At 72.6% G+C, this 23,485-nt stretch carries 31 protein-coding genes; 13 read left to right on the top strand and 18 right to left on the bottom strand.

The features are described from left to right. Nucleotides 1-11 precede the first annotated feature (11 nt). The gene (locus tag AC3ANS_RS15170; protein WP_488292412.1) at nucleotides 12-887 is read right to left on the bottom strand and encodes an inositol monophosphatase family protein; all 876 of its coding nucleotides are present in this window, start codon (nucleotides 885-887) and stop codon (nucleotides 12-14) included. A gap of 49 nt (nucleotides 888-936) precedes the next feature. Between AC3ANS_RS15170 and AC3ANS_RS15165 the strand changes: the two genes are divergently transcribed. After that, nucleotides 937-1,386, top strand: coding sequence for a DUF2231 domain-containing protein (locus AC3ANS_RS15165; protein ID WP_488292411.1), 450 nt, complete (start codon nucleotides 937-939; stop codon nucleotides 1,384-1,386). Nucleotides 1,387-1,392: 6 nt separating this feature from the next. On the opposite strand, the gene rsgA is transcribed toward AC3ANS_RS15165, so the two are convergent. The 4 genes from rsgA to AC3ANS_RS15145 all read right to left on the bottom strand — a co-directional run bounded on the left by rsgA (nucleotide 1,393) and on the right by AC3ANS_RS15145 (nucleotide 5,713). Beyond that, nucleotides 1,393-2,406, bottom strand: a complete 1,014-nt coding sequence (gene rsgA, locus AC3ANS_RS15160) for a ribosome small subunit-dependent GTPase A (RefSeq protein WP_488292410.1) — start codon at nucleotides 2,404-2,406, stop codon at nucleotides 1,393-1,395. A gap of 10 nt (nucleotides 2,407-2,416) precedes the next feature. After that, on the bottom strand, nucleotides 2,417-3,706 hold the full coding sequence (gene aroA, locus AC3ANS_RS15155) for a 3-phosphoshikimate 1-carboxyvinyltransferase (protein ID WP_488292409.1): 1,290 nt from the start codon (nucleotides 3,704-3,706) through the stop codon (nucleotides 2,417-2,419). 38 nt (nucleotides 3,707-3,744) lie between these two features. Next, nucleotides 3,745-4,269, bottom strand: coding sequence for a DoxX family protein (locus AC3ANS_RS15150; RefSeq protein ID WP_488292408.1), 525 nt, complete (start codon nucleotides 4,267-4,269; stop codon nucleotides 3,745-3,747). 82 nt (nucleotides 4,270-4,351) lie between these two features. Continuing rightward, nucleotides 4,352-5,713 (bottom strand): sigma-70 family RNA polymerase sigma factor, encoded by a 1,362-nt coding sequence (locus tag AC3ANS_RS15145; protein WP_488292407.1) that lies wholly within the window; start codon nucleotides 5,711-5,713, stop codon nucleotides 4,352-4,354. 229 nt (nucleotides 5,714-5,942) lie between these two features. Here AC3ANS_RS15145 and AC3ANS_RS15140 point away from each other — a divergent pair, with 229 nt between their 5' ends. The 5 genes from AC3ANS_RS15140 (at nucleotide 5,943) to rsrA (ending at nucleotide 9,229) form a co-directional block, all read left to right on the top strand. Beyond that, complete coding sequence (locus tag AC3ANS_RS15140; RefSeq protein WP_488292406.1) at nucleotides 5,943-6,611, top strand: hypothetical protein; 669 nt, start codon at nucleotides 5,943-5,945, stop codon at nucleotides 6,609-6,611. Between the two features lie 137 nt (nucleotides 6,612-6,748). Then, the gene (locus AC3ANS_RS15135) at nucleotides 6,749-7,567 is read left to right on the top strand and encodes an SOS response-associated peptidase (protein ID WP_488292405.1); all 819 of its coding nucleotides are present in this window, start codon (nucleotides 6,749-6,751) and stop codon (nucleotides 7,565-7,567) included. Beyond that, on the top strand, nucleotides 7,564-8,226 hold the full coding sequence (locus tag AC3ANS_RS15130) for an alpha/beta hydrolase family protein (protein ID WP_488292404.1): 663 nt from the start codon (nucleotides 7,564-7,566) through the stop codon (nucleotides 8,224-8,226). The genes AC3ANS_RS15135 and AC3ANS_RS15130 overlap by 4 nt, the downstream gene beginning before the upstream one ends. Before the next feature lie 17 nt (nucleotides 8,227-8,243). Further along, nucleotides 8,244-8,954, top strand: a complete 711-nt coding sequence (locus tag AC3ANS_RS15125; RefSeq protein ID WP_488296507.1) for a sigma-70 family RNA polymerase sigma factor — start codon at nucleotides 8,244-8,246, stop codon at nucleotides 8,952-8,954. Beyond that, nucleotides 8,954-9,229, top strand: coding sequence for a mycothiol system anti-sigma-R factor (gene rsrA, locus AC3ANS_RS15120; protein WP_488292403.1), 276 nt, complete (start codon nucleotides 8,954-8,956; stop codon nucleotides 9,227-9,229). Before AC3ANS_RS15125 ends, rsrA begins: the two co-directional genes overlap by 1 nt. Nucleotides 9,230-9,421: 192 nt before the next feature. Here the strand turns inward: rsrA and AC3ANS_RS15115 are convergent, their stop codons facing one another. The 5 genes from AC3ANS_RS15115 to AC3ANS_RS15095 form a co-directional block, all read right to left on the bottom strand. Beyond that, complete coding sequence (locus tag AC3ANS_RS15115) at nucleotides 9,422-9,496, bottom strand: 50S ribosomal protein bL37 (RefSeq protein ID WP_369759046.1); 75 nt, start codon at nucleotides 9,494-9,496, stop codon at nucleotides 9,422-9,424. Between the two features lie 89 nt (nucleotides 9,497-9,585). Beyond that, on the bottom strand, nucleotides 9,586-9,957 hold the full coding sequence (locus tag AC3ANS_RS15110) for a thioesterase family protein (RefSeq protein WP_488292402.1): 372 nt from the start codon (nucleotides 9,955-9,957) through the stop codon (nucleotides 9,586-9,588). Next, complete coding sequence (locus AC3ANS_RS15105) at nucleotides 9,957-10,445, bottom strand: GNAT family N-acetyltransferase (protein WP_488292401.1); 489 nt, start codon at nucleotides 10,443-10,445, stop codon at nucleotides 9,957-9,959. The genes AC3ANS_RS15110 and AC3ANS_RS15105 overlap by 1 nt, the downstream gene beginning before the upstream one ends. Then, on the bottom strand, nucleotides 10,438-12,153 hold the full coding sequence (locus AC3ANS_RS15100; RefSeq protein WP_488292400.1) for an acetolactate synthase: 1,716 nt from the start codon (nucleotides 12,151-12,153) through the stop codon (nucleotides 10,438-10,440). Before AC3ANS_RS15100 ends, AC3ANS_RS15105 begins: the two co-directional genes overlap by 8 nt. Nucleotides 12,154-12,162: 9 nt before the next feature. Further along, nucleotides 12,163-13,014, bottom strand: a complete 852-nt coding sequence (locus AC3ANS_RS15095) for a DUF2785 domain-containing protein (RefSeq protein WP_488292399.1) — start codon at nucleotides 13,012-13,014, stop codon at nucleotides 12,163-12,165. Nucleotides 13,015-13,091: 77 nt separating this feature from the next. Here AC3ANS_RS15095 and AC3ANS_RS15090 point away from each other — a divergent pair, with 77 nt between their 5' ends. Beyond that, nucleotides 13,092-14,567 (top strand): sensor histidine kinase, encoded by a 1,476-nt coding sequence (locus AC3ANS_RS15090; RefSeq protein WP_488292398.1) that lies wholly within the window; start codon nucleotides 13,092-13,094, stop codon nucleotides 14,565-14,567. Between the two features lie 14 nt (nucleotides 14,568-14,581). On the opposite strand, the gene AC3ANS_RS15085 is transcribed toward AC3ANS_RS15090, so the two are convergent. After that, on the bottom strand, nucleotides 14,582-14,833 hold the full coding sequence (locus tag AC3ANS_RS15085) for a WhiB family transcriptional regulator (protein ID WP_011755173.1): 252 nt from the start codon (nucleotides 14,831-14,833) through the stop codon (nucleotides 14,582-14,584). Between the two features lie 274 nt (nucleotides 14,834-15,107). On the opposite strand from AC3ANS_RS15085, the gene AC3ANS_RS15080 reads away from it, so the two are divergent. Beyond that, nucleotides 15,108-15,443: a hypothetical protein gene (locus tag AC3ANS_RS15080; protein ID WP_488292397.1), complete on the top strand. Its 336-nt coding sequence runs from the start codon at nucleotides 15,108-15,110 to the stop codon at nucleotides 15,441-15,443. 30 nt (nucleotides 15,444-15,473) lie between these two features. Here AC3ANS_RS15080 and AC3ANS_RS15075 read toward each other — a convergent pair whose 3' ends face one another. The 3 genes from AC3ANS_RS15075 to sodN form a co-directional block, all read right to left on the bottom strand. Further along, nucleotides 15,474-16,283 (bottom strand): RNA polymerase sigma factor SigF, encoded by an 810-nt coding sequence (locus tag AC3ANS_RS15075; RefSeq protein ID WP_488292396.1) that lies wholly within the window; start codon nucleotides 16,281-16,283, stop codon nucleotides 15,474-15,476. 2 nt (nucleotides 16,284-16,285) lie between these two features. Continuing rightward, nucleotides 16,286-16,717, bottom strand: coding sequence for an ATP-binding protein (locus tag AC3ANS_RS15070; protein WP_488292395.1), 432 nt, complete (start codon nucleotides 16,715-16,717; stop codon nucleotides 16,286-16,288). Nucleotides 16,718-16,916: 199 nt separating this feature from the next. Beyond that, on the bottom strand, nucleotides 16,917-17,318 hold the full coding sequence (gene sodN / locus AC3ANS_RS15065; protein ID WP_284536237.1) for a superoxide dismutase, Ni: 402 nt from the start codon (nucleotides 17,316-17,318) through the stop codon (nucleotides 16,917-16,919). Between the two features lie 100 nt (nucleotides 17,319-17,418). Here sodN and AC3ANS_RS15060 point away from each other — a divergent pair, with 100 nt between their 5' ends. From AC3ANS_RS15060 to AC3ANS_RS15045, 4 genes are all read left to right on the top strand, one after another. Next, nucleotides 17,419-17,766, top strand: coding sequence for a S24/S26 family peptidase (locus AC3ANS_RS15060; protein WP_488292394.1), 348 nt, complete (start codon nucleotides 17,419-17,421; stop codon nucleotides 17,764-17,766). A gap of 109 nt (nucleotides 17,767-17,875) precedes the next feature. Then, nucleotides 17,876-19,075 carry an NAD(P)-dependent malic enzyme gene (locus AC3ANS_RS15055; protein WP_488296506.1) on the top strand — a complete coding sequence of 400 codons (1,200 nt, stop codon included), beginning with the start codon at nucleotides 17,876-17,878 and terminating at the stop codon, nucleotides 19,073-19,075. Between the two features lie 19 nt (nucleotides 19,076-19,094). Continuing rightward, nucleotides 19,095-20,072, top strand: coding sequence for a zinc-binding dehydrogenase (locus tag AC3ANS_RS15050; protein WP_488292393.1), 978 nt, complete (start codon nucleotides 19,095-19,097; stop codon nucleotides 20,070-20,072). After that, the gene (locus tag AC3ANS_RS15045; protein ID WP_488292392.1) at nucleotides 20,069-20,743 is read left to right on the top strand and encodes an SDR family oxidoreductase; all 675 of its coding nucleotides are present in this window, start codon (nucleotides 20,069-20,071) and stop codon (nucleotides 20,741-20,743) included. The genes AC3ANS_RS15050 and AC3ANS_RS15045 overlap by 4 nt, the downstream gene beginning before the upstream one ends. A gap of 5 nt (nucleotides 20,744-20,748) precedes the next feature. Here AC3ANS_RS15045 and AC3ANS_RS15040 read toward each other — a convergent pair whose 3' ends face one another. Next, the gene (locus AC3ANS_RS15040; RefSeq protein ID WP_488292391.1) at nucleotides 20,749-21,393 is read right to left on the bottom strand and encodes a TetR family transcriptional regulator; all 645 of its coding nucleotides are present in this window, start codon (nucleotides 21,391-21,393) and stop codon (nucleotides 20,749-20,751) included. 211 nt (nucleotides 21,394-21,604) lie between these two features. On the opposite strand from AC3ANS_RS15040, the gene AC3ANS_RS15035 reads away from it, so the two are divergent. Next, nucleotides 21,605-21,841: a hypothetical protein gene (locus AC3ANS_RS15035; protein WP_488292390.1), complete on the top strand. Its 237-nt coding sequence runs from the start codon at nucleotides 21,605-21,607 to the stop codon at nucleotides 21,839-21,841. Nucleotides 21,842-21,960: 119 nt separating this feature from the next. Here the strand turns inward: AC3ANS_RS15035 and AC3ANS_RS15030 are convergent, their stop codons facing one another. The 3 genes from AC3ANS_RS15030 to AC3ANS_RS15020 form a co-directional block, all read right to left on the bottom strand. After that, nucleotides 21,961-22,380 carry an MmcQ/YjbR family DNA-binding protein gene (locus AC3ANS_RS15030; RefSeq protein ID WP_488292389.1) on the bottom strand — a complete coding sequence of 140 codons (420 nt, stop codon included), beginning with the start codon at nucleotides 22,378-22,380 and terminating at the stop codon, nucleotides 21,961-21,963. A gap of 16 nt (nucleotides 22,381-22,396) precedes the next feature. After that, complete coding sequence (locus AC3ANS_RS15025; protein ID WP_488292388.1) at nucleotides 22,397-23,038, bottom strand: acetoacetate decarboxylase family protein; 642 nt, start codon at nucleotides 23,036-23,038, stop codon at nucleotides 22,397-22,399. Nucleotides 23,039-23,210: 172 nt separating this feature from the next. Beyond that, nucleotides 23,211-23,387, bottom strand: coding sequence for a DUF6104 family protein (locus tag AC3ANS_RS15020; protein ID WP_180936248.1), 177 nt, complete (start codon nucleotides 23,385-23,387; stop codon nucleotides 23,211-23,213). Nucleotides 23,388-23,485 lie beyond the last annotated feature (98 nt).

Below are 23,485 nucleotides of genomic sequence, written 5' to 3'. Positions count from 1 at the left end.
GGTGGCGGGAGTCAGTCGCGGGGCCGGTGCATCCGCAGGTCGGACACCGAGCCCGGTCCGGAGGGCCGCGAGTCGGGGTCGTCCTCGTCGTCGGGCAGCGAGCCGAGGAAGGACAGGGCCGCCTCGTGGAGGTGGCCGTTGGTGGCCAGCACGTTGCCGCCGAAGGGTCCGTCGGTGCCGTCGAGCGAGGTGAACCGCCCGCCGGCCTCGCGCACGATCACGTCGAGCGCGGCCATGTCGTAGACCTCGAGCTCGGGCTCGGCCGCGATGTCGATCGCCCCCTCGGCGAGCAGCATGTAGGACCAGAAGTCGCCGTACGCGCGAGTGCGCCAGCAGCGCCGCATCAGCGACACGAAGTCGTCGAGCCGGCCGCGCTCCTCCCAGCCGTGCAGGGAGGCGTAGGACAGCGAGGCGTCCTCGAGGCGGCGTACGTCGGAGACCTGGCAGCGGGTGGCCTTGAGCAGCGAGCGACCGGTCCACGCGCCGTGGCCGGTCGAGGCCCACCAGCGCCGTTGCAGCAGCGGGGCGGACACCACGCCGAGCACCACCTCGTCGTCGACCACGAGCGAGATCAGCGTCGCCCAGACCGGCACGCCGCGGACGAAGTTCTTGGTGCCGTCGATCGGGTCGATGATCCAGCGGCGCTGGCTGTGGCCGGTCGAGCCCTGCTCCTCGCCCGTGATGGCGTCGCGCGAGCGCACCCGGGAGAGCGTGCGGCGGATCGCCTCCTCGACGGCCTGGTCGGCGTCGGTGACCGGGGTCAGGTCGGGTTTGCTCATCACGTGCAGGTCGAGCGCCTTGTAGCGCGCCTCGGTCAGCGAGTCGGCGTCGTCGGCGAGCAGGTGGGCGAGCCGCAGGTCGTCCGTGTAGTCGGTGGGGGTCGGCACGCCGTCAGCCTAGTGCTGCCGGTGACTGAACGATTCGACGCGGCGACACGTGTACTGGGGCATGGAGATCAACGGGCTGCCCCTCCATCCCCTCGTCGTCCACGCAGCGGTCGTGTTCGGGTGTCTCGGCGCCGTCGCGGCACTGGCGTACGTCGCGGTCCCGCGCCGCCGCGCCCAGCTCCGCTGGCCGATGGTCGGGATCGCGCTGCTCGCGGTCGCGTCGATCGTCGCGGCGTACTACACCGGCCGGAGCTTCCTCGACTCACGGCCGCCGGAGATCCGCGCCAGCCCCCAGGTGCTCACCCACGAGCACCTGGCGCGCCAGCTGTTGTGGATCACGGTCGGCTTCGGCCTGGTGGCCGTCGTGGCCGGCTGGCTCGCCAGCCGCACCGGTGCCCTCCGAGTCGTGCTCGACGTGCTGCTCGCGGCCGCGGCTCTCGCCGTGCTGGTGTGGGTCGCCCGCACCGGCGACGCCGGCGCGCGTGCCGTGTGGGGGTGATCGCCCCTAGTACACCGGCTCGCTGCGGGCGGCCAGCAGCCGCCGGAACGACGCGACCCGCTCGGGGTCGGCCTCGCCGTTCGTGACGGCCTCGTCGAGCCCGCACTCGGGCTCGTCGTCGCCATGGGTGCAGCCGCGGGGGCAGTCCTCGGTCATCTCGTCGAGGTCGGGGAAGGCCTCGATCAGCCGTTCGGGCTGCACATGCGCCAGCCCGAACGAGCGGATGCCCGGCGTGTCGACGATCCAGCCGCCCGTGCCGTCCCCGGTGTCCGGCAGCGCCAGCATGTACGCCGAGGTCGAGGTGTGCCGGCCGCGGCCGGTGACCGCGTTGACGATGCCGACCTGGCGCCGGGCCTCGGGCACCAGCGCGTTGACCAGCGTCGACTTCCCGACCCCGCTCGACCCGATGAGCACGCTGGTGCGCCCGCCGAGCCGCTCGCGCAGCGCGGAGATGTCGCCGCCACGCTGGGTGACCACCCAGGGCACCCCGAGCGAGCGGTAGGTCACGAGCAGCGTCTCGGGGTCGGCCAGGTCGGACTTCGTCAGGCACAGCAACGGCTGCATGCCGGCGTCGTACGCCGCGACCAGGGCCCGGTCGATGAGCCGGGGCTGCGGGTCGGGGTCGGCGAGCGCGGTGACGACCACGAGCTGGTCGGCGTTCGAGACGATCACCCGCTCGATGGGGTCGTCGTCGTCGGCGGTGCGGCGCAGCGTGGTCACGCGCTCGCGGACCTCCACGATGCGCGCGAGCGAGCCGTCCTCACCGGAGGTGTCGCCCACGACGCGCACCCGGTCGCCGACGACCACGCCCTTGCGCCCCAGCGGCCGGGCCTTCATGGCCATCACGACGTGGTCGCCGACCAGCAGCGTGAACCGGCCCCGGTCGACGGTGACGACCACGCCGTCGACGGCGTCGTCGTACGTCGGTCGCTCCTTGGTGCGGGGGCGGGTGTGGCGGCGCGGCCGGTCGTAGTGCTCGACGTCGTGGTCGGAGTAGCGTCCCCGCGCCTTCGGGCTCATCGCGCCGGGCTCACGCGGGGATCAGTCCGGACCAGAAGCCGGCGAAGTCGGTGAACGTCTTGCCGGTCGTCGCGATGTTCTCGACGAGCACGTCCTCGACGGCGGCGCCGATGATCACGCCGGCGTGGGCCATCCGGTGGTCGGCGTAGGTGTGGAACACGCCCCCGTGGAGGGGTGCGGGGCGGATGCTCAGGCCGTCGTCGTGCTCGGTGACGTCGGCACCGAGCGCGGTGAGCTCGGTGGCGAGTGCCGCGAGCCGGTCGGTCTCGTGGCCGCGGATGTGGGCCACGCCTCGCAGGTGCGAGGGCGCCTCGGCCAGCGCGCAGAGGGCGGCGATCGCGGGGGTGAGCTCGCCGACGTCGTGCAGGTCGACGTCGATGCCCAACAGGGTGCCGCTGCCGGTGACCTGCAGGGCCGGGTTGTCCGGGCCGTCCGGGCCGTCCACGAACGCCACCTCACAACCCATGGCGGTGAGGATGTCGCGCAGGGCGTCGCCGGCCTGGGTGGTCGCGCGCGGCCAGTCGCGGACCGTGACGGTGCCGCCGGAGACCGCGGCCAGGGCGAGGAACGGGGCGGCGTTGGAGAGGTCGGGCTCGATCAGGCGATCGATCGGCTTGACCGGTCCGGGGGCGACGCGCCACCGGTTCGCGTCGTGGTCATCGACCTCGATGCCCTGCTCGCGCAACATCGCCACGGTCATGTCGACGTGGGGGAGCGAGGGCATCGGCTTGCCGTCGTGGCGCACGTCGACGCCCTCGTCGTAGCGCGCGCCCGCGAGCAGCAGAGCCGAGACGAACTGCGACGACGACGAGGCGTCGACCACGACCGTCCCGCCGCGCACGGCACCCGAGCCGCGCACGACGAACGGCAGCGCATCGCCCTCGACGTCGACACCCAGCGCACGCAGGGCCCCGAGCACCTCGCCGATCGGGCGGGTCCGCATGTGGGGGTCGCCGTCGAAGGACACCGCGCCGCTCGACAGGCCCGCGACCGGCGGCACGAAGCGCATCACCGTGCCGGCGAGCCCGCAGTCGACCGTGGCGTCACGGTCGAAGGAGCCCGGAGTGACCAGCCAGTCCTCACCGGAGGTGTCGACGGCGGAGCCCAGCGCAGTCAGCGCCCCCGCCATCAGCAGCGAGTCGCGCGAGCGCAGGGCCCGGCGTACGACGGACGGGCCATCGGCCACTGCGGCCAGCACGAGCGCGCGGTTGGTGAGCGACTTGCTGCCCGGGAGCGTGACGGTCGCGTCGACGGGACGGCGCGCGCGCGGCGCGGGCCACGGATCGGAAGGCTCAGTCACGCGCGCAGCCTATCGGCGGCCCCGGAGGGGGGCGGCGCTCAGCCCACCTTCGCCTTGGCGAGCTTGGCCTCCTGGCGGGCAGCCGCGGCGAGGTGCTTGGCCTCGCGGCGTGCGTCCTTGGCGACCCGGCGCGCACGCCAGGCGACGCCCGGCTTGCCGTCGGTGTCGCCGGCCGCGATGACCAGGCCGCCGAGCACCGAGAGGTTCTTGAAGAAGTGCAGCTTCTGCTGGGTCCGCTGGGCCGGGTCCTGGACCTCCCAGAACCGGTGTCCGGCCGCGGTGGTCGGCACCAGGGAGGCCGCGAGCACCGCCGCCGAGAGGCGAGGGGCCCGGCCGGTGGCCAGGGCCAGGCCGGCGCCGAGCTGGACGCCGGCGTTGACCTTCACCAGCGTCTCGGGATCCTCGGGCAGCGGGATCCCCGCGCGCTTGGCGAGCGGGACCAGGCGGCTGGTCACGGGCTCGGCCTTGCCGGCGGTCCCCGAGGTGTTCTTCAGGGCGTTGACCGCACCGACGAGGAAGATCGAGGCGAGCATGGGACGGGCGATGACTCGGCTGACGCTCATGGGTCCTTCTTACCCGCCCGGGCCAGCGGCCAGTCCTGCGAGCTCACCCGCGGGCTCTTCCGCGAGCTCTCCGGCGTCGGGGTCAGGGTGTGGTCGGCCCGGGCACGCCGACCGAGATCGGCGGGAGCAGGACACCCGCGACGCCGGCCGAGACCTGCACCGAGATGCCGCCGGGGCCGGCTGAGGCTTCCACACCGAGCTGGACGAGGGGCGACTGCGGGGGCGCCGACGGGGGAGCGGACGGCGGGCTCGTGGGCGGGCTCGACGGGCCCGTGGTGGGACCCGTGGTCGGACCGGTGGTCGGGCCCGCGCTCGGTCCGACGGTCGGTGCGGGCGTCGGTTCGAGGGTCGGGCCGGTGGTGGCGGCAGCCGTCGGCGTCAGGAGGCCGGCCGGCGACACGCTCGACTGCTGCCGGTCCACGGGGCGGGTGCCCGGGGTCGACGCGGGGACGGCCGAGGTCGTGCGCGTGGGCGGCAAGCTCAGGACGGGGGTGTCCTCGGCCGCGGGCCGCCCGTCGGGCCCCTGCTGAAGCAGCGCGACCACGAGGCCGGCGGCGACCACCGAGGCGGCCGCCCCGGCGACGGCCGCGGTCGGTGCGTGGGTGACGACCGCGTCGCGGGCCCGGCCGAGCAGCACGCTGACGCCCCCGGCGCCGGCGGCCAGGCCACCGGTCGAGGCGCCGACGTACGCCGCGGCCGCGGAGCCGAGCAGCAGCGGCGCGAGCAGGGCGCCCAGGCCGGAGTTGACCTCGCTCAGCTCGAGGTAGATCGCAGTGCACCGGCGGCACTCCTTGAGGTGCTGCTCGACCTTGGCGCTGTCCCGGCGCGACAGGCCGCCGCGGACGTAGGCGCCGAGCTGGGCCCGGGTGCGGGCGCACGCATCGTCCTCGACGTCCTGGGTGTGCATCGACAGGTAGGCCTGGCGCAGCCCTTCGCGCGCGCGGTAGGCGAGAGCGGAGACCGAGTTGGCGCTCATGCCCAGCAGCAGGGCGACCTCGGCGGGCTTCTGCTGCTCCACCTCGGTGTGCCACAGCACCAGCTGCCACCGCTCGGGGAGCGAGGCGAACGCGCGGGCCGCGGTGAGGCTCTCGAAGCCCTCGAGGGCGGTGTCGCGGAACGGGACCCCGGGGTCGAACGGGGTCAGGTCGCCGGTGGTCTGCAGTCGGGCGGTCGCCCGGATCCGGTCGATGTGGAGGCGGCGTACGGCGGTCAGCAGGTAGGCGCGGAACGCGAGGTCCGGGCCGCCCCCGCGCTGGAGGACCACGAGCACCTTCGCGAAGGCCTCGGAGACCAGGTCGTCGACGTCGCCGGCCGACACGAGCTGGCGTGCCAGGCGGCGTGCGGCCTCCACGTGGCGGGCGAAGAGCTCGCCGTAGGCGTCGACGTCGCCGCCTCGGACAGCCGAGATCAGCTCCCCGTCACTGCGGCCTTCGAGGGTGGACACGTGGCTGGACACACCGGACCAACGCGCCAGTCCGGAAAAGATCACGGCATCGGACCGAGGAAATAACGTGACGAAGTTCGCGAGAACCGCGTCATGGCAGCGCGGGGGCGCCGTTCCATCGCCACAGACCAACCGAGGGGGAGCAACCGTGGGCCGGATCACGACGCGCAGGCGACGTGCCACCACGGCCGACCCCGGAGCAAGGGGGGAGCTGTCCCCGGAGCAGCGTGTGGCACTGCCGCCGCGCTTCGAGGCAGTCGGAGAGGCCCTTGCTTCGGGGTCGGGCACGGCCTCGGCGTGCGAGGTCGCCGGCGCCCTGCTCGCCCGTGACGGCCTTTCCCTCGACGAGAGCCTCGCCGCCCTGGCCAGCACGGCCGCGCTGGTGCTCGGCACCGAGCCGAGCTTCACGGACACGCGCGCGCTCACCGTCGCCTGGAGCGAGGCGGTCCTCGGCTACCTGCACGGACTGTCCTGCGCCGACCCGCTCACCGGGCTCGCCAGCCTCGCGCACCTGCGCACCCGGGTCTCCGACGTCTACCGGGGTGAGCAGCGAGCCGGCGCACCGGTCTCCCAGTCGCACGCCCTGGTCGTCGTGGCGGCACCGCCGTGGCCCGACGCGACGTCGGGGCGCGACGACGTCCTCACCCGCGCGATGCGCACCGCCCAGCTCGGTGACACCGCCCGCACCGTGTTCGCCGGACCCGAGACCATCGGGCACGTCGCTCCCGGCCGGGTCGTGGTGCTCGCCGGCCGCGACGACCGGATCGGGCGGCGGGTCGGCCTGCTGCGCCGGATGCTGGACGGCAGCGCCGTACCGCACACCCGGGTCTGGATCGAGGGGCTTCCCGACTCCGACGAGGCCGCCGGTCGGCTGCTGGACGAGCTCACCCGGGTCTGAGGGTCATCCCGGAACTGAGTCCGCTGCGGTACTGGGTTTCGACGCGGCGTTGCGACCTCGCGGGCTCGGTCGCAGCCTTGCTCAACCTCCCGCCCCACGCCGTGCACGACTCCGTCGTGCCCGGCTAGGGTCGTGACATGTGTGGTCGCTACGCCTCCAGCCGTAGGCCCGAGGACCTCGTCGAGGAGTTCGACATCGCCGACGTCCGCATCCCGGCGCCGCTGGAGGCCGACTACAACGTCGCCCCGACCAAGGAGGTCTACGCGGTCGTCGAGCGGCCTCCCAGGACGTCGGCAGAGTCCCACGAGAGCGAGGAGCCACCCGAGCGCCAGCTGCGGGTGCTCACCTGGGGCCTCGTGCCATCGTGGGCGAAGGACCCCTCGATCGGCAACCGGATGATCAACGCCCGGATGGAGACGGTGGCCGAGAAGCCGGCGTACAAGCGGGCGTTCGCGAAGCGGCGCTGCCTGCTGCCGGCGGACGGCTACTTCGAGTGGTACCCCACCCAGGAGCTGACCGCGAAGGGCAAGCCGCGCAAGCAACCGTTCTTCATCCGTCCCCGCGACCACGGCGTGCTCGCGATGGCCGGGCTCTACGAGATCTGGCGGGACCCGACCAGGGCCGAGGACGACCCCGACCGGTTCCGCTGGACCTGCACCGTGATCACCACCGAGGCGGAGGATGCCGTGGGCCACATCCATGACCGGATGCCGTTGATGGTCGAGCGCGAGCGCTGGGGCGCCTGGCTGGACCCGACCGCGCCCCAGGACCACCTGCTCGACCTCCTGGTGCCCGCCGCGCCGGGAGAGCTCGAGGCCTACCCCGTCTCGACGCTGGTCAGCAACGTGCGCAACAACGGCCCGGAGCTCCTCGAGCCGCTGCCGCTGGAGGACGTGCCCGCTGACGTGCTCGCCGACGTGCCCACCGACGGGCCCGCAGAGGGGGCCGGCGCATGAGCCCGGTCGAGCGGCGGGTCGACACGCCGTACGGCGAGGCGCGGCTGGTCGTCGACCAGGCGCGGCGGCCCGTGGCGACCGTGCTGCTCAGCCACGGCGCCGGCAACGGGATCGACACCGCGGACCTCGAGGCACTCGCCCGTCACCTGCCGCGCAACGGCGTCACGGTCGTGCGGCTCGAGCAGCCGTGGAAGGTCGCCGGTCGCCGGATCGCGACGCCACCGGCCACCCTCGACGCCGCGCTGATCGCCGCCGCCAACCGGCTGCGCACCCGCACCCCGCTGGTCCTCGGCGGCCGGTCTGCCGGTGCGCGGTCGGCCGCCCGCTGCGCGCGGACCCTCGCCGCGAGCGGCTGCCTGGCGCTGTCGTTCCCGCTCCACCCGCCCGGCCGTCCCGAGAAGTCGCGGCTCGACGAGCTGGAGAAGGCCGGCGTACCCACGCTGGTGATCCAGGGTGAGCGAGACCCGATGGGCCGGCCGGACGAGTTTCCCGACGGGGTGGACCTGTGCGTCGTCCCGGGCGCCGACCACGGGCTCAAGGTCCCGGCCCGGGGGCCCGTCTCCCAGGCCGAGGCGCTGGAGATCATCGTCGAGAGCGCCCTGGAGTGGATCGTCCGCGAGGTGGCAGGCGTCACCCCGGGGAATGGCCGACCCGCCTGAGGCGTTCACCCACCATGCTGGCCGTGCTCGAACCACCCGCCACGGGGCTAGTCTGGGATGCGATGACTGACCCCACACTGACGCCCGAGGGCGTCCTCGAGTCCTCCCTCGATGCCGAGGTGGACGTCGATACCGAGACCGAGGCGGACCGCTCCGCGCGCTTCGAGCGCGAGGCGCTGCCGTTCCTCGACCAGCTGTACTCCGCGGCGATGCGGATGACGCGCAATCCCGCCGATGCCGAGGACCTGGTCCAGGAGACGTTCGCGAAGGCGTACTCCTCCTTCCACCAGTTCCGCCCGGGCACCAACCTCAAGGCGTGGCTCTACCGCATCCTCACCAACACCTTCATCAACACCTACCGCAAGAAGCAGCGCCAGCCGCAGCAGTCGATGTCCGAGGACGTCGAGGACTGGCAGCTGCACCGTGCCGAGTCGCACTCTTCGACCGGCCTGCGGTCGGCGGAGATGGAGGCGCTCGAGCACCTCCCCGACTCCCAGGTCAAGGACGCCCTCCAGCGGCTGCCCGAGGAGTTCCGCCTCGCGGTCTACCTCGCCGACGTCGAGGGCTTCGCCTACAAGGAGATCGCCGAGATCATGGAGACCCCGATCGGCACCGTGATGTCCCGGCTGCACCGCGGCCGGCGACAGCTGCGCGACATGCTGTCGGACTACGTCCGCGACAACGACCTGCTGACCGTCGGTCGCGGCACTCCGGAGGGTGGTGCGTGATGGGTCACCAGCACGGGTCCGATCCGTCGCCGGCCGACTGCGCCGACTACCTCGAGCGGATCGTCTACTTCCTCGACAACGAGCTCGACGAGGGCGACTGCTCCGCCGTACGCCTCCACCTCGACAGCTGCAGCCCCTGCCTGGAGAAGTACGACCTGCAGCGCACGGTCAAGGCCGTGGTCGCCCGGTCGTGCTCGGAGTCGGCGCCCGACGAGCTGCGCCAGCGGGTGATGCTCCGGATCCGTGAGGTCCAGGTGCAGATCCGCGAGGGCTAGCGAGGACGCGTCAGCGGACTCGCTGATGGTGATCGAGCGAGCCGCGCGGCTGAGGGACGAAGCCGCGACCGGCGTGTCGAGATCGGATCATCCAGCTGGCCACGACAGCCGCCTGAACGCACAGAACCCCCGAGCCGTGAAGGTTCGGGGGTTCGTTGCACTCTGTCGAGTGGTCGACGACGTCGACTGCGCTCAGGCGTTGGGGCGCTTGCCGTGGTTCGCGCCCTTCTTCTTGCGAGCACGGCGCTTGCGGCCGGTCTTGCCCATGGTTTCCTCCTGATCGGACGGTCCTGGCCCGGTCAGGGGCCAACGCCTAGTCTCTCAAACCCGCGGCCGAGGCGCTAATCGGGTCCGCGTCAGAGCCGGCTCAAGAACCGCTCCGCGTCGACGACCACCCGGGTGATCTCGCCGGTGGCGACGACCTTGCCGGGCCCGCCGGGGCCCAGGTTGCGCGCGGCCACGGTGAACCGGACCAGTCGGCCGTCGACGTACGACGACGACGCGGTGACCTCGACCTCCTGGCCGACCGCGCTCGCGGCCAGGTGCTCGACCTCGACGCGGGTGCCGACGCTCGTCGACCCCTCGGCGAGGGTCGGGTCGATCGCCGCGCACGTGGCGGCCTCGAGCCAAGCCAGCAGCCGCGGCGTGCCGAGCACCGGCAGGCTGCCCGACCCGACCGCAGCGGCGGTGTCCGCGTCGGTGACCGTGAACCGCAGGGTGGCCTCCATCAGAGCTCCAACCGGTAGGCGATCAGGTCGACCCCGGGGATGGGGGACCAGTCGCGGGCAGGCAGCCGGCGGAAGCCGAGCCGTTCGTAGACCCGGTGCGCGGCCGTCATCTCCGCGAGGCTGGAGAGCACGATCGCCGGGGAGCCGAGCTCGCGGAACCGGTCGAGCACGAGCTGCATGAGGGCCTCACCGACACCGCGCCGGCGGGCGGACGGCGCGACCGCCAGCATCCGGAACTCGCCCTCGCCCGGCTCGGCGATCTCGCGCCACGGCGATCCTTCCGGCGCGATCGTCACCGTGCCGACGACGGCGCCGTCCAGCTCGGCGACCCACAGCTCCGCCTCGCGATGGCGGGCCGCGGCGTCGCGCAGGCGCTCGACGTACGGGTCGGCCGGGCCGTGGGTGAACTCGCCGTACGCCGCGACCGTCACCTCCCCGACGGTCGGCAGGTCGCCGGCCTCGGCACGCCGCAGGCGGACCTCAGACACCGAAGCTGTTCCGGGGGTAGGTCGCGGTGACGTCGGTGATCACGTTGACCAGGTAGGGGACGCCGGAGGCGAACGCCCGGTCGAGGGCCGGACCGACCTCGCGAGGGTCGGTGACGGTCTCGCCGGCGCCGCCGAGCGCGCGCACGACCTGGTCGTACGCCGTGCGGGGTGCGAGGTCCGCGATCACGTCGTAGCCGTAGAGCATCTGCATCGGGCCCTTCTCCAGGCCCCACGCGGAGTTGTTGCCCATGACCATCACCACGGGCAGGTTGTGCCGGACCAGGGTGTCGACGTCCATCAGCGAGAACCCGGCAGCGCCGTCGCCCAGCAGCAGCACCACCTGGGCCGACGGCCGGGCCAGGCGAGCCGCGATCGCGGCGCCGAGACCGGCGCCGAGGCAGCCGTAGGGCCCGGGGTCGAGCCAGCCGCCGGGGCGCTTGGGCTCGACGAACTTGCCGGCGAAGCTGACGAAGTCGCCGCCGTCACCGATGACGACGGCGTCCTCGGCCAGCCGGGGCACGAGCTCGCCGTAGATCCGTGCGGGGTGGATCGGGTCGGCCTCGGCGCCCAGCAGCGCGGCGTCGCGCTTCACGGCCGCGGCGACCCCGGCCTGCAGGTCGGTGACCCACGCGGACCAGTCGGGACGGCGGACCACCTGCTCGATGCCGGCCAGCAGCCCGTCGAAGATCGTGCTGAGGTCACCGGAGAGCGACGCGGCGAGCTCGGCGTGGCCGGAGACCTGGCCGGGGGAGTCCGCGACGTGCACGACCTGGGCCGCGGGGGAGTCGTTGGCGCCGCCGAAGACGCCGTAGCCGAGCCGGAAGTCCAACGGGGTGCCGACGACGACGACGAGGTCGCTGCCGCTCAGCGCCTGACTGCGCGCCTTGGTGACCAGCAGCGGGTGGCCGCCGGGGACCACTCCGCGGCCCATGCCGTTGGTGATCGTCGGCACGCCGACGGCCTCGACGAAGCGCAGCGCGGCCTCCTCGGCGTGGTCGGCCCACACGTCGGTGCCGAGGATCAGCACCGGGTGCGACGCCGCGGCGAGCAGCTCCGCGACCTCGGTGAGCGCGTCGGGGTCGGGGTCGGCGCCGCGCACGCGGCCGGCCCGGGGGAGCGGACCGCTCGCGCTGTTGAACAGCTCGTCCATGGGCACGTCGACGAACACCGGGCCGCGGTGCGGCGAGCCGGCGGTCACGAACGCCTGGTGCATGCCGTCGAGCACCGCGTCGGCCGTCGGGATCGTGCGGGCCAGTTTGGAGACCGGCGCGAAGATCGGGGGCTGGTCGAGCTCCTGCAGGGCGCCGGTGCCCCACCGCCCCTGCGGGGCGCGGCCACCGACCACGACCATGGGTGATCCGGCGAACTGGGCCTGCGCCACCGCGCTCAGCCCGTTGGTGACCCCGGGACCGGCGGTGAGGACCGCCAGCCCGGGCACCCGGGTCAGCTTGCCGGTCGCCTCGGCGGCGAACGCCGCGGTCTGCTCGTGGCGCACGTCGAGCAGTCGCAGCGGCGTCGCCGACTTCACGGCGCCGTCGTAGAGCGGGAACACGTGCGCTCCGGACAGCGTGAACATGGTCTCGACGCCGTGCGCCTGGGCCACGGCGACGGCGAGCTCGCCGGCGTGGCCGGTCAGCTCGGTGCCGTCGCTGTCGGTGCCGGAGAGGTCTGCGTCGCTCAGCTCGGGGCCGTTGGCTTCCGTGGACATGCCCGAAGGTTACTCACCCGTAGGCGCGAGGAAGGCGGCGTTCGTCGACTTCAGTGCGTCGAGCACGACCAGCAGCAGGTCCGAGCGCACCTGGGGCGGACGGCCCCCCAGCGAGAGCTGCAGGTAGAGCGCGCGGAGGAACGCCTCGGCGTTGCCGCCGACCAGATAGGGGTCGCGGTCGTCGTACGACGACCGCGTGCCGGCCGCACTGGCGAGCCGCGCGATCCACGGCTCCAGCACGCGCAGGGGCACCACGTTGCGGCGCAGCACGTTCATCGTGGCGTGCGCGAGGCGGTCGGGCTCGCCCGCGGTGAACAGCCGGTCGACCGGGAGCAGCACCCGGTCGGCCACCACGTCGAGGAGCACGGTGAGCTCGGGGGTGGCCAGGTGGGGGGAGCTCGCGAGGATCGCCAGGGCATCGGCCCCGTGCGCGACCGCATGCGCCCAGCCCTTGCCCGGGACGTAGCCGCGCAGGTCGCGCTCGCGGAGCAGCCAGGTCGCGATCCGGTCGCCCCACTCGAGGATCTTGCCGCCCGGCAGCAGCGGCCGCTGGTTGTCGCGGGCGATGCAGTCGCCCAGGACGAGGGCGGAGAAGCTGCGCCGGAACACCGAGTCGGTGTCCTGCTCGCCGAGACCGGCGAGCAGACCGACCGCCATGCCGTCGCCGAGGCCGGCCAGCAGGTCGTCGTAGACCCCGCGGTCCAGCCACGTCGTGAGCGTGGGGTACGCCGTACCGTCTCGCGTCGCGGGATCGGGGTCGCCGAGCATGCGTGTGAGTTCGGCGGTCAGGTCGTCGAGCGGCCGGTCCGACGGGACCGCGAGCCCGTCTGCGTGCACCTGTCGCCAGTATGACCCGGACATAGACCCCATCCTGCCAAAGGTCGGCGAGACGTCCACCGGCGGTCCAGGGCGAGCGTCCGAGCCCTAGTCTTGCGAGCGTGCCGACCCTCGCTGAACTGGTGCGCAGCCACACCGATCTCGACGACCAGGACGTCGCCTGGTTGCAGCTGCTCCAGGCGGACTGGCAGATCATCGCCGACCTGTCGTTCGCGGACCTCGTGCTGTGGCTGCCCGACCGCGAGGAGAAGGGCTACTGGGCGGCCGGCCAGATGCGGCCCACCACCGGGCCCACGGCGTACGTCGACGACGTGATCGGCACGTTCGTGCCGGTCGGCCGGCGGCCGCTGATCGACGCGGCGTACGCCCAGGGCCGGCTGGTGCGCGAGGGCGACCCGGAGTGGCGCGACGACGTGCCGGTCCGGGTGGAGACGATCCCCGTGCGTCGTGCCGGACGGGTGATCGCCGTCGTGGCGCGCAACACCAACCTGCTCGGTGTCCGCACGCCGAGCCGCCTCGAGCTCTCCTACCTGCAGAGCGCCGCCGACCTGACCCAGATGATCGCCAACGGCTACTTCCCGGCGACCGGCCAGCGCAGCGACCACGCCGACTCGCCGCGTGTGGGGGACGGGTTCCTCCGGGTCGACGTCACCGGCCGGGTGGAGTACGCCAGCCCGAACGCGCTGTCGGTCTACCGACGGCTGGGGCTCGCGGGCGACCTCGCCGGCGTCTCTCTCGCGCAGCTCACGCGCGACCTGGTGCCGCCGCGCCGGCGCCCCGACGAGGAGACGCTGAGCGCGGTGCTCGGGGGCCGGGCCTACCGGGACACCGAGATTGGCACCGACACGGTGTCGCTGATCGTGCGCGCCATCCCGCTGCGCCCACACGGCGAGCACATCGGTGCGCTGATCCTGGTCCGCGACGTCACCGACCTGCGGCGTCGCGATCGCGAGCTGGTCACCAAGGACGCCACGATCCGCGAGATCCACCACCGGGTGAAGAACAACCTGCAGACCGTTGCGGCGCTGCTGCGGCTCCAGGCGCGCCGGATGGACTCCGAGGCCGCCCGGCTCGCCCTGGAGGAGGCGGTCCGCCGGGTGGGCTCGATCGCGATCGTGCACGAGACGCTGAGCCAGGCCGTGGAGGAGCGGGTCGACTTCGACGACATCATGGACCCGCTGGGCCGGATGGTCACCGACGTGAGCGCGCTCGGCAGCCGGGTGCGCGTGGTCCGCAACGGCTCGTTCGGGATCCTGCGCTCGGAGACCGCGACGGCGCTCGCAATGGTGCTCACCGAGGTGCTGCAGAACGCCGTCGAGCACGGCTACCACGGCGCGGACCCCGACGTGACCGGCGAGATCCGGATCAGCGTGCGCCGGCTGGTGGGCCGGATCCACGTGAGCGTCGACGACGACGGTCGCGGCCTACCCCCGGGCTTCGACCTGGACTCCTCGACCAACCTGGGTCTCTCGATCGTCCGCACGCTCGTGGAGTCCGAGCTCGGCGGTCAGCTCGAGCTGGGACCCGGTCCCTCGGGCATCGGCACGCGTGCGGCGCTCGACTTCCCCCTGGACTAGTGCGACACCAGCCCTCAGGCGGTCCGGACGCGGGCGCGGGCGTTGCGGCGCTTCAGAGCGCGCCGCTCGTCCTCGCTGAGACCGCCCCAGACGCCGTGGTCCTGTCCGGCCTCGAGGGCCCAGGCCAGGCATTGCTCGCGCACCTCGCAGCGTCGACAGACCTGCTTGGCCTCCTCGATCTGGAGGATGGCCGGACCGGTGTTGCCGATCGGGAAGAACAGCTCCGGGTCCTCGTCGAGGCAGGCCGAACGGTGGCGCCAATCCATGGCTGGGGAATCCCTCTTTCCTACAATGATCGTGCAGGTCAGGGGCAGACAAGACCTGCGGTGCCCGCGGGCACAGCGAAGTGAACGCATTCACGAGCGCCCACCAAGGGTGGCAACCTTTGGACCGTTAAACAAGACCTGCCCGCGGTCGGTTTCGTCACAGCAGTCACATGTGCCAGCCGCAACGCGGGTGCCTCAGGGTCTCTTCTAGGCTCCCTGCGTGACTCTACGCCGTTCGCCCAAGCCGGCACCACTGATCGCCGCGGCTTCTATCGTGGCGATCGAAGGGGTGCTGCTCGTCGGCTACGCGGTGCTGGAGCTGGCCAACGTGTCCTCGGACCGGGTTGCGGTGGCGGTCACGACCGCCGTGTTCTTCGCGGCGTACGGCGCTCTGCTGCTGGTCTGCGCGCGCGAGGTCACCCGGGGCCGGTCCTGGGCACGCAGCCCGATCGTGCTGGCGCAGCTGATCCAGCTCGGCCTGGCCTGGAGCTTCCGCGGCGGCGACACCACGCTGGTCGCGATCGGTCTTGCGGTGGCCGCCCTGATCGTGCTCGCCGGGATCCTGGCCCCGTCCAGCGTGGACGCACTGTCCGACCACGACCCGGACTGACGTCGTCTGGACAGTCCTCCGGGCGGGTGCCTAGACGGACTCCTCCAGGGACGTCCGGAGCTGTTCCAGGGTGCGGTTGAGCAGCCGGGAGACGTGCATCTGCGAGACGCCGATCTCGTCGGCGATCTGCGACTGCGTCATGTTCTTGAAGAACCTCAGCAGCAGGATCTTCTTCTCCCGCGGCTCGAGCCGGTCGAGCAGCGGCTTGATCGACTCGCGGATCTCGACGTGCTCGAGGCCCTCGTCGTCGATCCCGATCGCGTCGAGCATGGTCGCCGCGCTGTCGTCACCGTCGTCGGTCGCGTCCAGGGACAGCGTGGAGTAGGCGTTGCTGGACTCGATGCCCTCCACGATCTCCTCCACGCTGCAGCCGATGGCCGACGCGAGCTCGCGGGGGGTCGGGGAGCGGCCGAGCGACTGGGTGAGCTCTGCCGTCGCCGACCCGATCTGCATGCGCAGCTCCTGGAGCCGGCGCGGCACCCGGATCGCCCAGCCCTTGTCGCGGAAGTAGCGCTTGATCTCCCCGATGATCGTCGGGGTGGCATACGTCGAGAACTCCACGCCCCGGTCGGAGTCGAACCGGTCGACGGACTTGATCAGGCCGATCGTGCCGACCTGGACCAGGTCCTCGAGCGGCTCGCCGCGGTTGCGGAAGCGGCGCGCGCAGTGCTCGACCAGCGGCAGGTGCAGGTGCACCAGGTCCTCGCGAGCCGCGTCGCGAGTCGCCGCGGAGGCCTCCTCGTCGCGGAACACCGCGAACAGCTCGGCGCTGCGGCGCCGGGTGAGCTCGACCCCCGTCGGGGCGTCGAGATCGATGTCGTCGTCCCCCGTCGCGACCATCTCTAGAATCCGGACTCGGGCAACCCGGACTCCATGGTCACCGAGATCGCGAAGACACCGTCGGAGGTCTCGGCGACGGCTCCGGTCGCCAGCGTGGTGAGCACCTGCCAGGCGAAGCTGTCCTCGTCGGGCACGACCTCGTGGTCGACCTCGACGCCGACCCGGATGGTCAGCTCGCCGGGGTTCATGAAGAAACGGCAGACCAGGTCGGAGTCCGGGCGTGCCTCGGGCAGCACCATCGCGCTGGCCTCGCCGACCGCGATCCGCAGGTCTTCGATGTCGTCGATGGGGAAGTCGAGCCGCGCGGCCAGCCCCGCGGTGGTGGTGCGCAGGACCGATGCGTAGGCACTGTCCGCAGGCAGCCGCAGCTCGACGTCGGCCCGCTCGTCGCCATGACTCGTGGCCGTGCCGGCCTGTGCGCCGATCGATGACATGTCGCCGTCCTTCGGAATGGGAAGTCTGGACTGGGCGGTGCCCGGGACTGGCCCGAAGACTAGTAGGGACCGGCCCCCCGGTGTCGTACCCGGGGCCGGTCCCTACTAACCGCGCCGTGGCGCTGCGCTCAAGCCTTCTTGACGGTCGCGACTTCGCTTCGCTCAGTCACGCTTGAGACCGCGAAGGCTTTCGCTTCGCTCAAGCCTTCTTGGTCTCCCAGAAGATCTCGGCGATCTCGTCGATCTTCGCGAGCAGCTCGTCGGCCTTGCCGGCGTCGAGCTCGCCCTTGGTGCCGGACGCGCCGGCCAGCTTGGTCGCCTCGTTCACCAGCGTGTGCAGCTGGGGGTACTTCTCGAAGTGCGGGGGCTTGAAGTAGTCGGTCCACAGCACCCACAGGTGGTGCTTGACCAGCTCGGAGCGCTGCTCCTTGATCAGGATCGCGCGGGTGCGGAAGTCCGGGTCGTCGTTGTCGGCGACCTTGGCGATGATGGCCTTGATCGACTCCGCCTCGATCCGAGCCTGGGCCGGGTCGTACACGCCGCAGGGAAGGTCGCAGTGGGCAGAGACCTCGAGGGTGGGGGCGAACAGACGCGCAAACATGCGGTTCCTCTCGTCGTGGAGTTGTTCTGACGTGGTCCTGAAGGGGTCGACTGCGACACTACTCCGCGTGCGAGAACCACGACGAGACGCGTCTTCCGCCGTGGAACGGCCCTCCGGCAGGCCCGCCCGCTGGTCGGCCCGCTGGGGGTTCGCCGTGGTGCGGGGCGCCTCGATGACGCCCCTGCTGGCGCCCGGTGACCGGCTCCTGGTGTCCTACCGCCGGACACCGCGGCCGGGTGCGATCGTCGTCGCGCGGCTGGCGGACGGCACGGTCGTGGTGAAGCGCGCGACCGAGCGGCGTACGACGACGTCCGGATCGCCCGGGTGGTGGCTGCTGAGCGACAACGCGGCGGTGGGTGTCGACTCCCGTCACCGCGGGGTGGTGCCTGACGCCGACGTGATCGCGGTCACGGTCGCCAGGATCTGGCCCCGACCGCGACGTCTGTGACGCTGTGCGAGACTGGCCGCCGGAGAACCCGAGGACCGTGGTTCCGCGCACCACCCCTGCGCGTCGAGCCGGGCCTTCCCCCACCGCCGTCCCCACTTTCGAAAGTCAGATCAAGGTCATGGCCGAAGCAGAGTCCGCGAGCCCCCATCCGTACGCCGGCGACCCCGTGTTCGACCTCCACGTCGGCGGCAAGATGGCGGTCCACTCCACCGTCGCGCTCGACGGTCCCGACCACCTGTCGCTGGCCTACACGCCCGGCGTGGCTCGGGTGTGCGAGGCGATCGCCGAGGACCCCTCGCTGACGCAGGTCTACACGTGGGTGCCGAACACCGTCGCGGTCGTCTCCGACGGCACCGCCGTTCTCGGCCTCGGCGACATCGGGCCCGCGGCCGCGATGCCCGTGATGGAGGGCAAGGCGGTGCTCTTCAAGCAGTTCGGCGGGGTCGACGCCGTCCCGATCTGCCTGGCGACCACCGACGTCGAGGAGATCATCGAGACCGTGGCGCGGCTCGCCCCGAGCTTCGGCGGCATCAACCTCGAGGACATCTCGGCGCCCCGCTGCTTCGAGATCGAGACGCGGCTCAAGGCCATGCTCGACATCCCGGTCTTCCACGACGACCAGCACGGCACGGCGGTCGTCGCGCTGGCCGCGCTGTGGAACGCGCTGACCCTCACCGGCCGCGACGCGGCCACCACCCGCGTCGTGATCTCGGGTGCGGGTGCTGCCGGCGTCGCGATCGCGAAGATCCTGCTCGAGGCCGGCATCGAGGACCTCGCGGTCACCGACCGCAAGGGCATCGTGCACTCCAGCCGCAGCGACCTGACGCCGGTCAAGCGCGAGCTGGCCGAGATGACCGCCGACAAGACCGGCCGCACCGGCAGCCTCGCGGACGCCCTCGACGGCGCCGACGTCTACCTCGGCGTCTCCGGCGGCACGGTGCCCGAGGAGGACGTGGCCCGGATGGCCTCCGACGCGATCATCTTCGCGATGGCCAACCCGCACCCGGAGGTGCACCCGGAGGTCGCGCACCGCCACGCCCGGGTCGTGGCGACCGGGCGCTCGGACTTCCCCAACCAGATCAACAACGTGCTGGCCTTCCCGGGCATCTTCCGGGGCGCGTTCGACGTGCACGCCACCGCTATCACCGAGGGCATGAAGCTCGCGGCGGCTCGGGCGCTCGCCGAGCTCGTGGGCGCCGACCTGGCCGAGGACTACGTGATCCCCTCGCCGTTCGATCCCCGGGTCGGGCCGGCGGTATCGGCCGCTGTGGCCGACGCCGCACGCCGCGACGGTGTGGCTCGCCGCTAGACCTCGGTAGGTTCGAGCAATGCTCGCTGTCTACGCCGACCGCTTCTCCAAGGAAGACCCGCTCTCCGCGCTCCAGGTGGGGGAGCGTCCCGATCCCGCGGAGGCAGGGGTCCCCGATGGGTGGACGACCGTGACCGTCAAGGCCGCCTCGCTCAACCACCACGACCTGTTCTCGCTGCGTGGCGTCGGCCTGCGCGAGGAGGCGCTGCCGATGATCCTCGGCTGCGACGCGGCGGGCTACGACGAGGACGGCAACGAGGTCGTCGTCCACGCCGTGATCAGCGACCCGTCCTGGACCGGCGACGAGACCCTCGACCCGAGGCGCTCGCTGCTGTCCGAGCGCTACCAGGGCACGCTGGCCGAGAAGGTCGCGGTGCCGCGGCGCAACGTCGTCCCCAAGCCGGCGTCGCTGTCGTTCGAGGAGGCCGCGTGCCTCCCGACCGCCTGGCTCACGGCCTACCGGATGCTGTTCACCCGCGGTCAGCTGCACGCCGGTGAGACCGTGCTCGTGCAGGGCGCGGGCGGCGGGGTCGCCACCGCAGCGATCGTGCTCGGCCGGGCGGCGGGTCTGCGGGTGCTGGTCACCAGCCGCGACGAGGCCAAGCGCGCCCGGGCGCTCGAGCTCGGCGCCCACGAGGCCTTCGAGTCCGGCGCCCGGCTGCCGGTGAAGGTCGATGCGGTGATCGAGACCGTCGGGCGGGCCACCTGGTCGCACTCGATCCGTGCGCTGCGTCCCGGTGGACGGATCGTCACCTCCGGCACCACCTCCGGGCCGAACCTCGACGACGCCGAGCTCACCCGGATCTTCTTCCTGCAGCTGAGCGTGGTCGGCTCGACCATGGGCACGCGCGACGAGCTCGCGGCGCTGGTCACGATGCTCGACGCGACCGGGGTGCGCCCGCTGATCGACCGGACGCTGCCGATGGAGCAGGCGCGGGACGGGTTCGCCGCGATGCTCGGGGGCGAGCAGTTCGGCAAGATCGTCTTCACCCGATGATCCACCTGCTCACCGGCGCGGGGTCGGGCATCGGCTCGGCGCTCGCCCGGCGGCTGCACGAGCGGGGCGACGACCTCGTGCTGCTGGCCCGCTCGGAGGAGCGGGCGGCCGAGCTGCGGGCGGCGTACGCCGGCGCCGAGGTGCTGGTCGCCGACCTCGGCTGGCCGGAGTCGGTGGAGTCGCTGGAGCTCCCCGGGCAGCTCGACTCCGTGGTCCATGCCGCGGGCGCGGTCGAGCTCGGGACGGTCGCGGACCTCTCGATCGACGACTGGGCCTCGCAGCTGCGGGTCAACCTGGTCGCGCCGGCCGCGCTCACCCGCGTCGTGCTGCCCGCCCTGCGCGCGGCCCGCGGCACGGTCGTGTTCGTCAACTCCGGCGCGGGCCTCTCCGCCCACCCCGGCTGGTCGGCGTACGCCGCCTCCAAGCACGGGCTGCGGGCGCTGGCCGACTCGCTGCGCGGCGAGGAGGCCGGGCACGGGGTGCGGGTGAGCACGGTGTTCCCCGGCCGCACCGCCACGCCGATGCAGGAGAAGGTGCATCGCCAGGAGGGCAAGGAGTACGACGCCGCGCAGTGGATCCGCCCGGAGACGGTGGCCGACGCGATCCTGCACCTGCTCGACCTGCCCCGCGACGCCACGATCCCCGAGGTCGTCGTCCGGCCCGCGGGGTAGCCGCACTACCGCTCGGAGCGCCAGCTCAGCGCGCCGATCAGCACCATCCGCAGCTGCAGCTGGGCCTGCTCGACCAGCCTCCGCTCGGCGTCGGGGTCCCCGGCCGCGCCCAGGATCGCCTCCGCCGTCGCGACCATCGCGGTGACGATCAGGTTGGAGAGCACCTCCAGGTCCCGGGCCGACCACACGTCGGTGCCCGGGAGCCGGGAGAGGTCGGCCGCCAGCTCGTGCTCGAACCTCTCGATCTCCTCGTGGATCGCGTGGCGCACCGCCGGTGGCCCGGCGGCCCGCTCGCGCGCGATGAAAGCGAAGTGCGCGTGCCGGTGGTGGACGTGGTCGACGAGGATGGTGATCGACCGGTCGACGATGTCGGCCAGGGCGGGGTCGCCCTGGCGGATGTCGCGCAGCATCGTGCGCAGGGACACGAACGACTCCGCGACCAGCGCGACCCCGAGCGCCTCGACCGAGTCGAAGTGCCGGTAGAACGCGGTCGGCACGATCCCGACCTGCTTGGTGACCTGGCGCAGGGACAGGGCCGCCATGGTGCTCTCGGAGGAGAGCTCGAGCGCGGCGTCGAGGATCGCGCGCCGGGTGCGCTCCTTGCGCGCGACGCGCGACATCGGCTCGAGCTCGGCCGCCTCACCAGGCATGCCGTCAGGCTAGTGGTCCCCACCGTCGGTTCGTCGGGGGTCCCCGCCGCCCAGGCACGCACCTCGCGGCGTTGCCGTCGCTCGACAGACGACCCGGTATGCCCCTCGCTCCGGCGCCTTGCGATGCACGCGCCTGTTCGACGGCTACCCCAGATGAACCAACGGCGGCAACCACTAGTGGTGGCCGCCACGCGTGTGATCGCATGGTGCCATGCGCGACCGCCTGAGCAAGTCCGAGATCCGCAAGGACGCCGTCCAGGGCACGGTCGAGGCGGCCGCCTCGACCGTCGGTCAGGTCGCGACCATCGTCACCGGAGCCGTCCGGGACGTCGCGTCCGTTGTCGGCGGCTTCGCCACCGAGGTGTTCGAGATCCGGGACTCGGCCCGCAGGGCCGCAGCGGAGCACCAGCCGACGCCTCCGTCGACGCCCTCGACGTCGGCGGAGTGAAACTCCACCCGATCGGGTGAGTTCGAGCGTGGGTGGGACCGGGCACCTCGAGAGCAGCGCGGCATGGCCCCGGAGTCGCCCTCACGCAGCGGCAGCTCCTGGGGCCGCGCCGTGCCGATTCACGTTCCGGCCGGCGGGGCGTCGAGGAGGCGCACGAGCTTCTGCGGTGCGCAGCAGCGGAAGCTCTCGGTGACGAGCTCGCTCACCTCGGTCCAGTCGGTGCCCTCGTCGACGACCAGTCCGACGATGGTGGCCGACCACGGAGGCTTGTAGAACGGCAGTCCCGCGTGGGTGAGCGCCAGCAGCTCGTCGCCGGCGGCGTGGAACGTGAGGACGGTGCGCGGCTCGGGGTCACCGGTGATGTCGCGGTAGGCCGACTCGTAGCCCTCCTGGGCGACCATCACGTGGGCGAACGTCTTCGCACGCACCCGCCAGCGCACCCCGGTCCAGGCGTCCTCCTCGTAGGCGTCCGGCAGCGCGAGCGCGATCGCACTCAGCCGGCGCACGACGCCGGTCGCCGGCTCCACGCGGCGTGGCACGGGCCTCGACCGCGGCTCAGCCGAAGGACATCCGGAAGTCGGCCTGACGGAACGACGCGAGCTGGCGGGCGCCGCGCAGCCAGCCCAGCGGGCCGTCGGCGGCGAAGTCCCAGCGGCCGCGACACGGCAGCGCCTTCGCCGAGCCCTGGAGTGTGGCGGTGCGCTCCTCGCCGGCGGTGTCGGCGATGCCTGGCTGCCAGGTCCCGCCCTTGAACGGCACCCGCACCGCGGCCTTCGACACGTCGCTGAAGGTCGCACTCGCGATCGGGCTGCGCCCGAGCGACGCCGACCACTCGGTGGTCGAGAGCGGGCCGCGACGGACGCTCTCGAGCTCGAAGTCGCACAGACCCTTGGGGATCGCCCACAGCTCGCGACCACCGGCGACCGAGGCCGCGGAGTCGACCCAGATGTCGGTGATGCTCACCCGCCGACCGTGGGCGTCGGTGCTGATCGGACGGGCGACGAGCAGCTCGGAGTAGGTCAACGGGCTGCCGGGCTCGTAGCTGACCCAGGCGACGCCGTAGATGCCGGCAGGGCGCAGCTCGTCGACCGCCTCACGCACCCGGAACAGGGAGAGCCACAGCTGACCCACCATGTGCCACGGTGCCGGCGGATAGTCGGTGGCGTGGGGGCGGGGGTCGGTCGTCGGCTCGGCCATGCCCGCATCCTGCCGCAGCCCGCCGACAGAGGGAACCCGGACGATGCCGGTTCGAGACGGGTTGGATCTCGCGCGTCAACGGACTGGGTCTCGACACGACGGTCCCGACCTCGCGAGCTCGGTCGCGCCCCTCGCTCGACCACCATCAGCGGATCCGCTGGCGCGTCCCCGCTCAGTCCTCGGGGTCGTCGAGCCGGGCGAGCCAGGTCGCGAACCGCTCGACGGCTGTCTCGAACTCCGGGTGGGTGTCGGTGAACTCCTGCAGGCGCTCGGCGAGCCAGGCCAGGGTGACCTCCTCGTCACCCCGGCGCTTCTCGAGCTCCTCGATGCCGCGATCGGTGAAGTACATCTGCTGTGTCCTCTGCACTCACTGGGTCTCGACACGCGGGTCACGGCTTCGCAGGCTCAGCCGTGCCGCTCGCTCGACCTCCATCAGCTGGTCCGCTG

It is taken from the genome of Nocardia sp. 149-1B (assembly GCF_057747975.1).
Note: the sequence above shows the minus strand (reverse complement) of the source record. Positions and strands in the feature narration are given on the sequence as shown.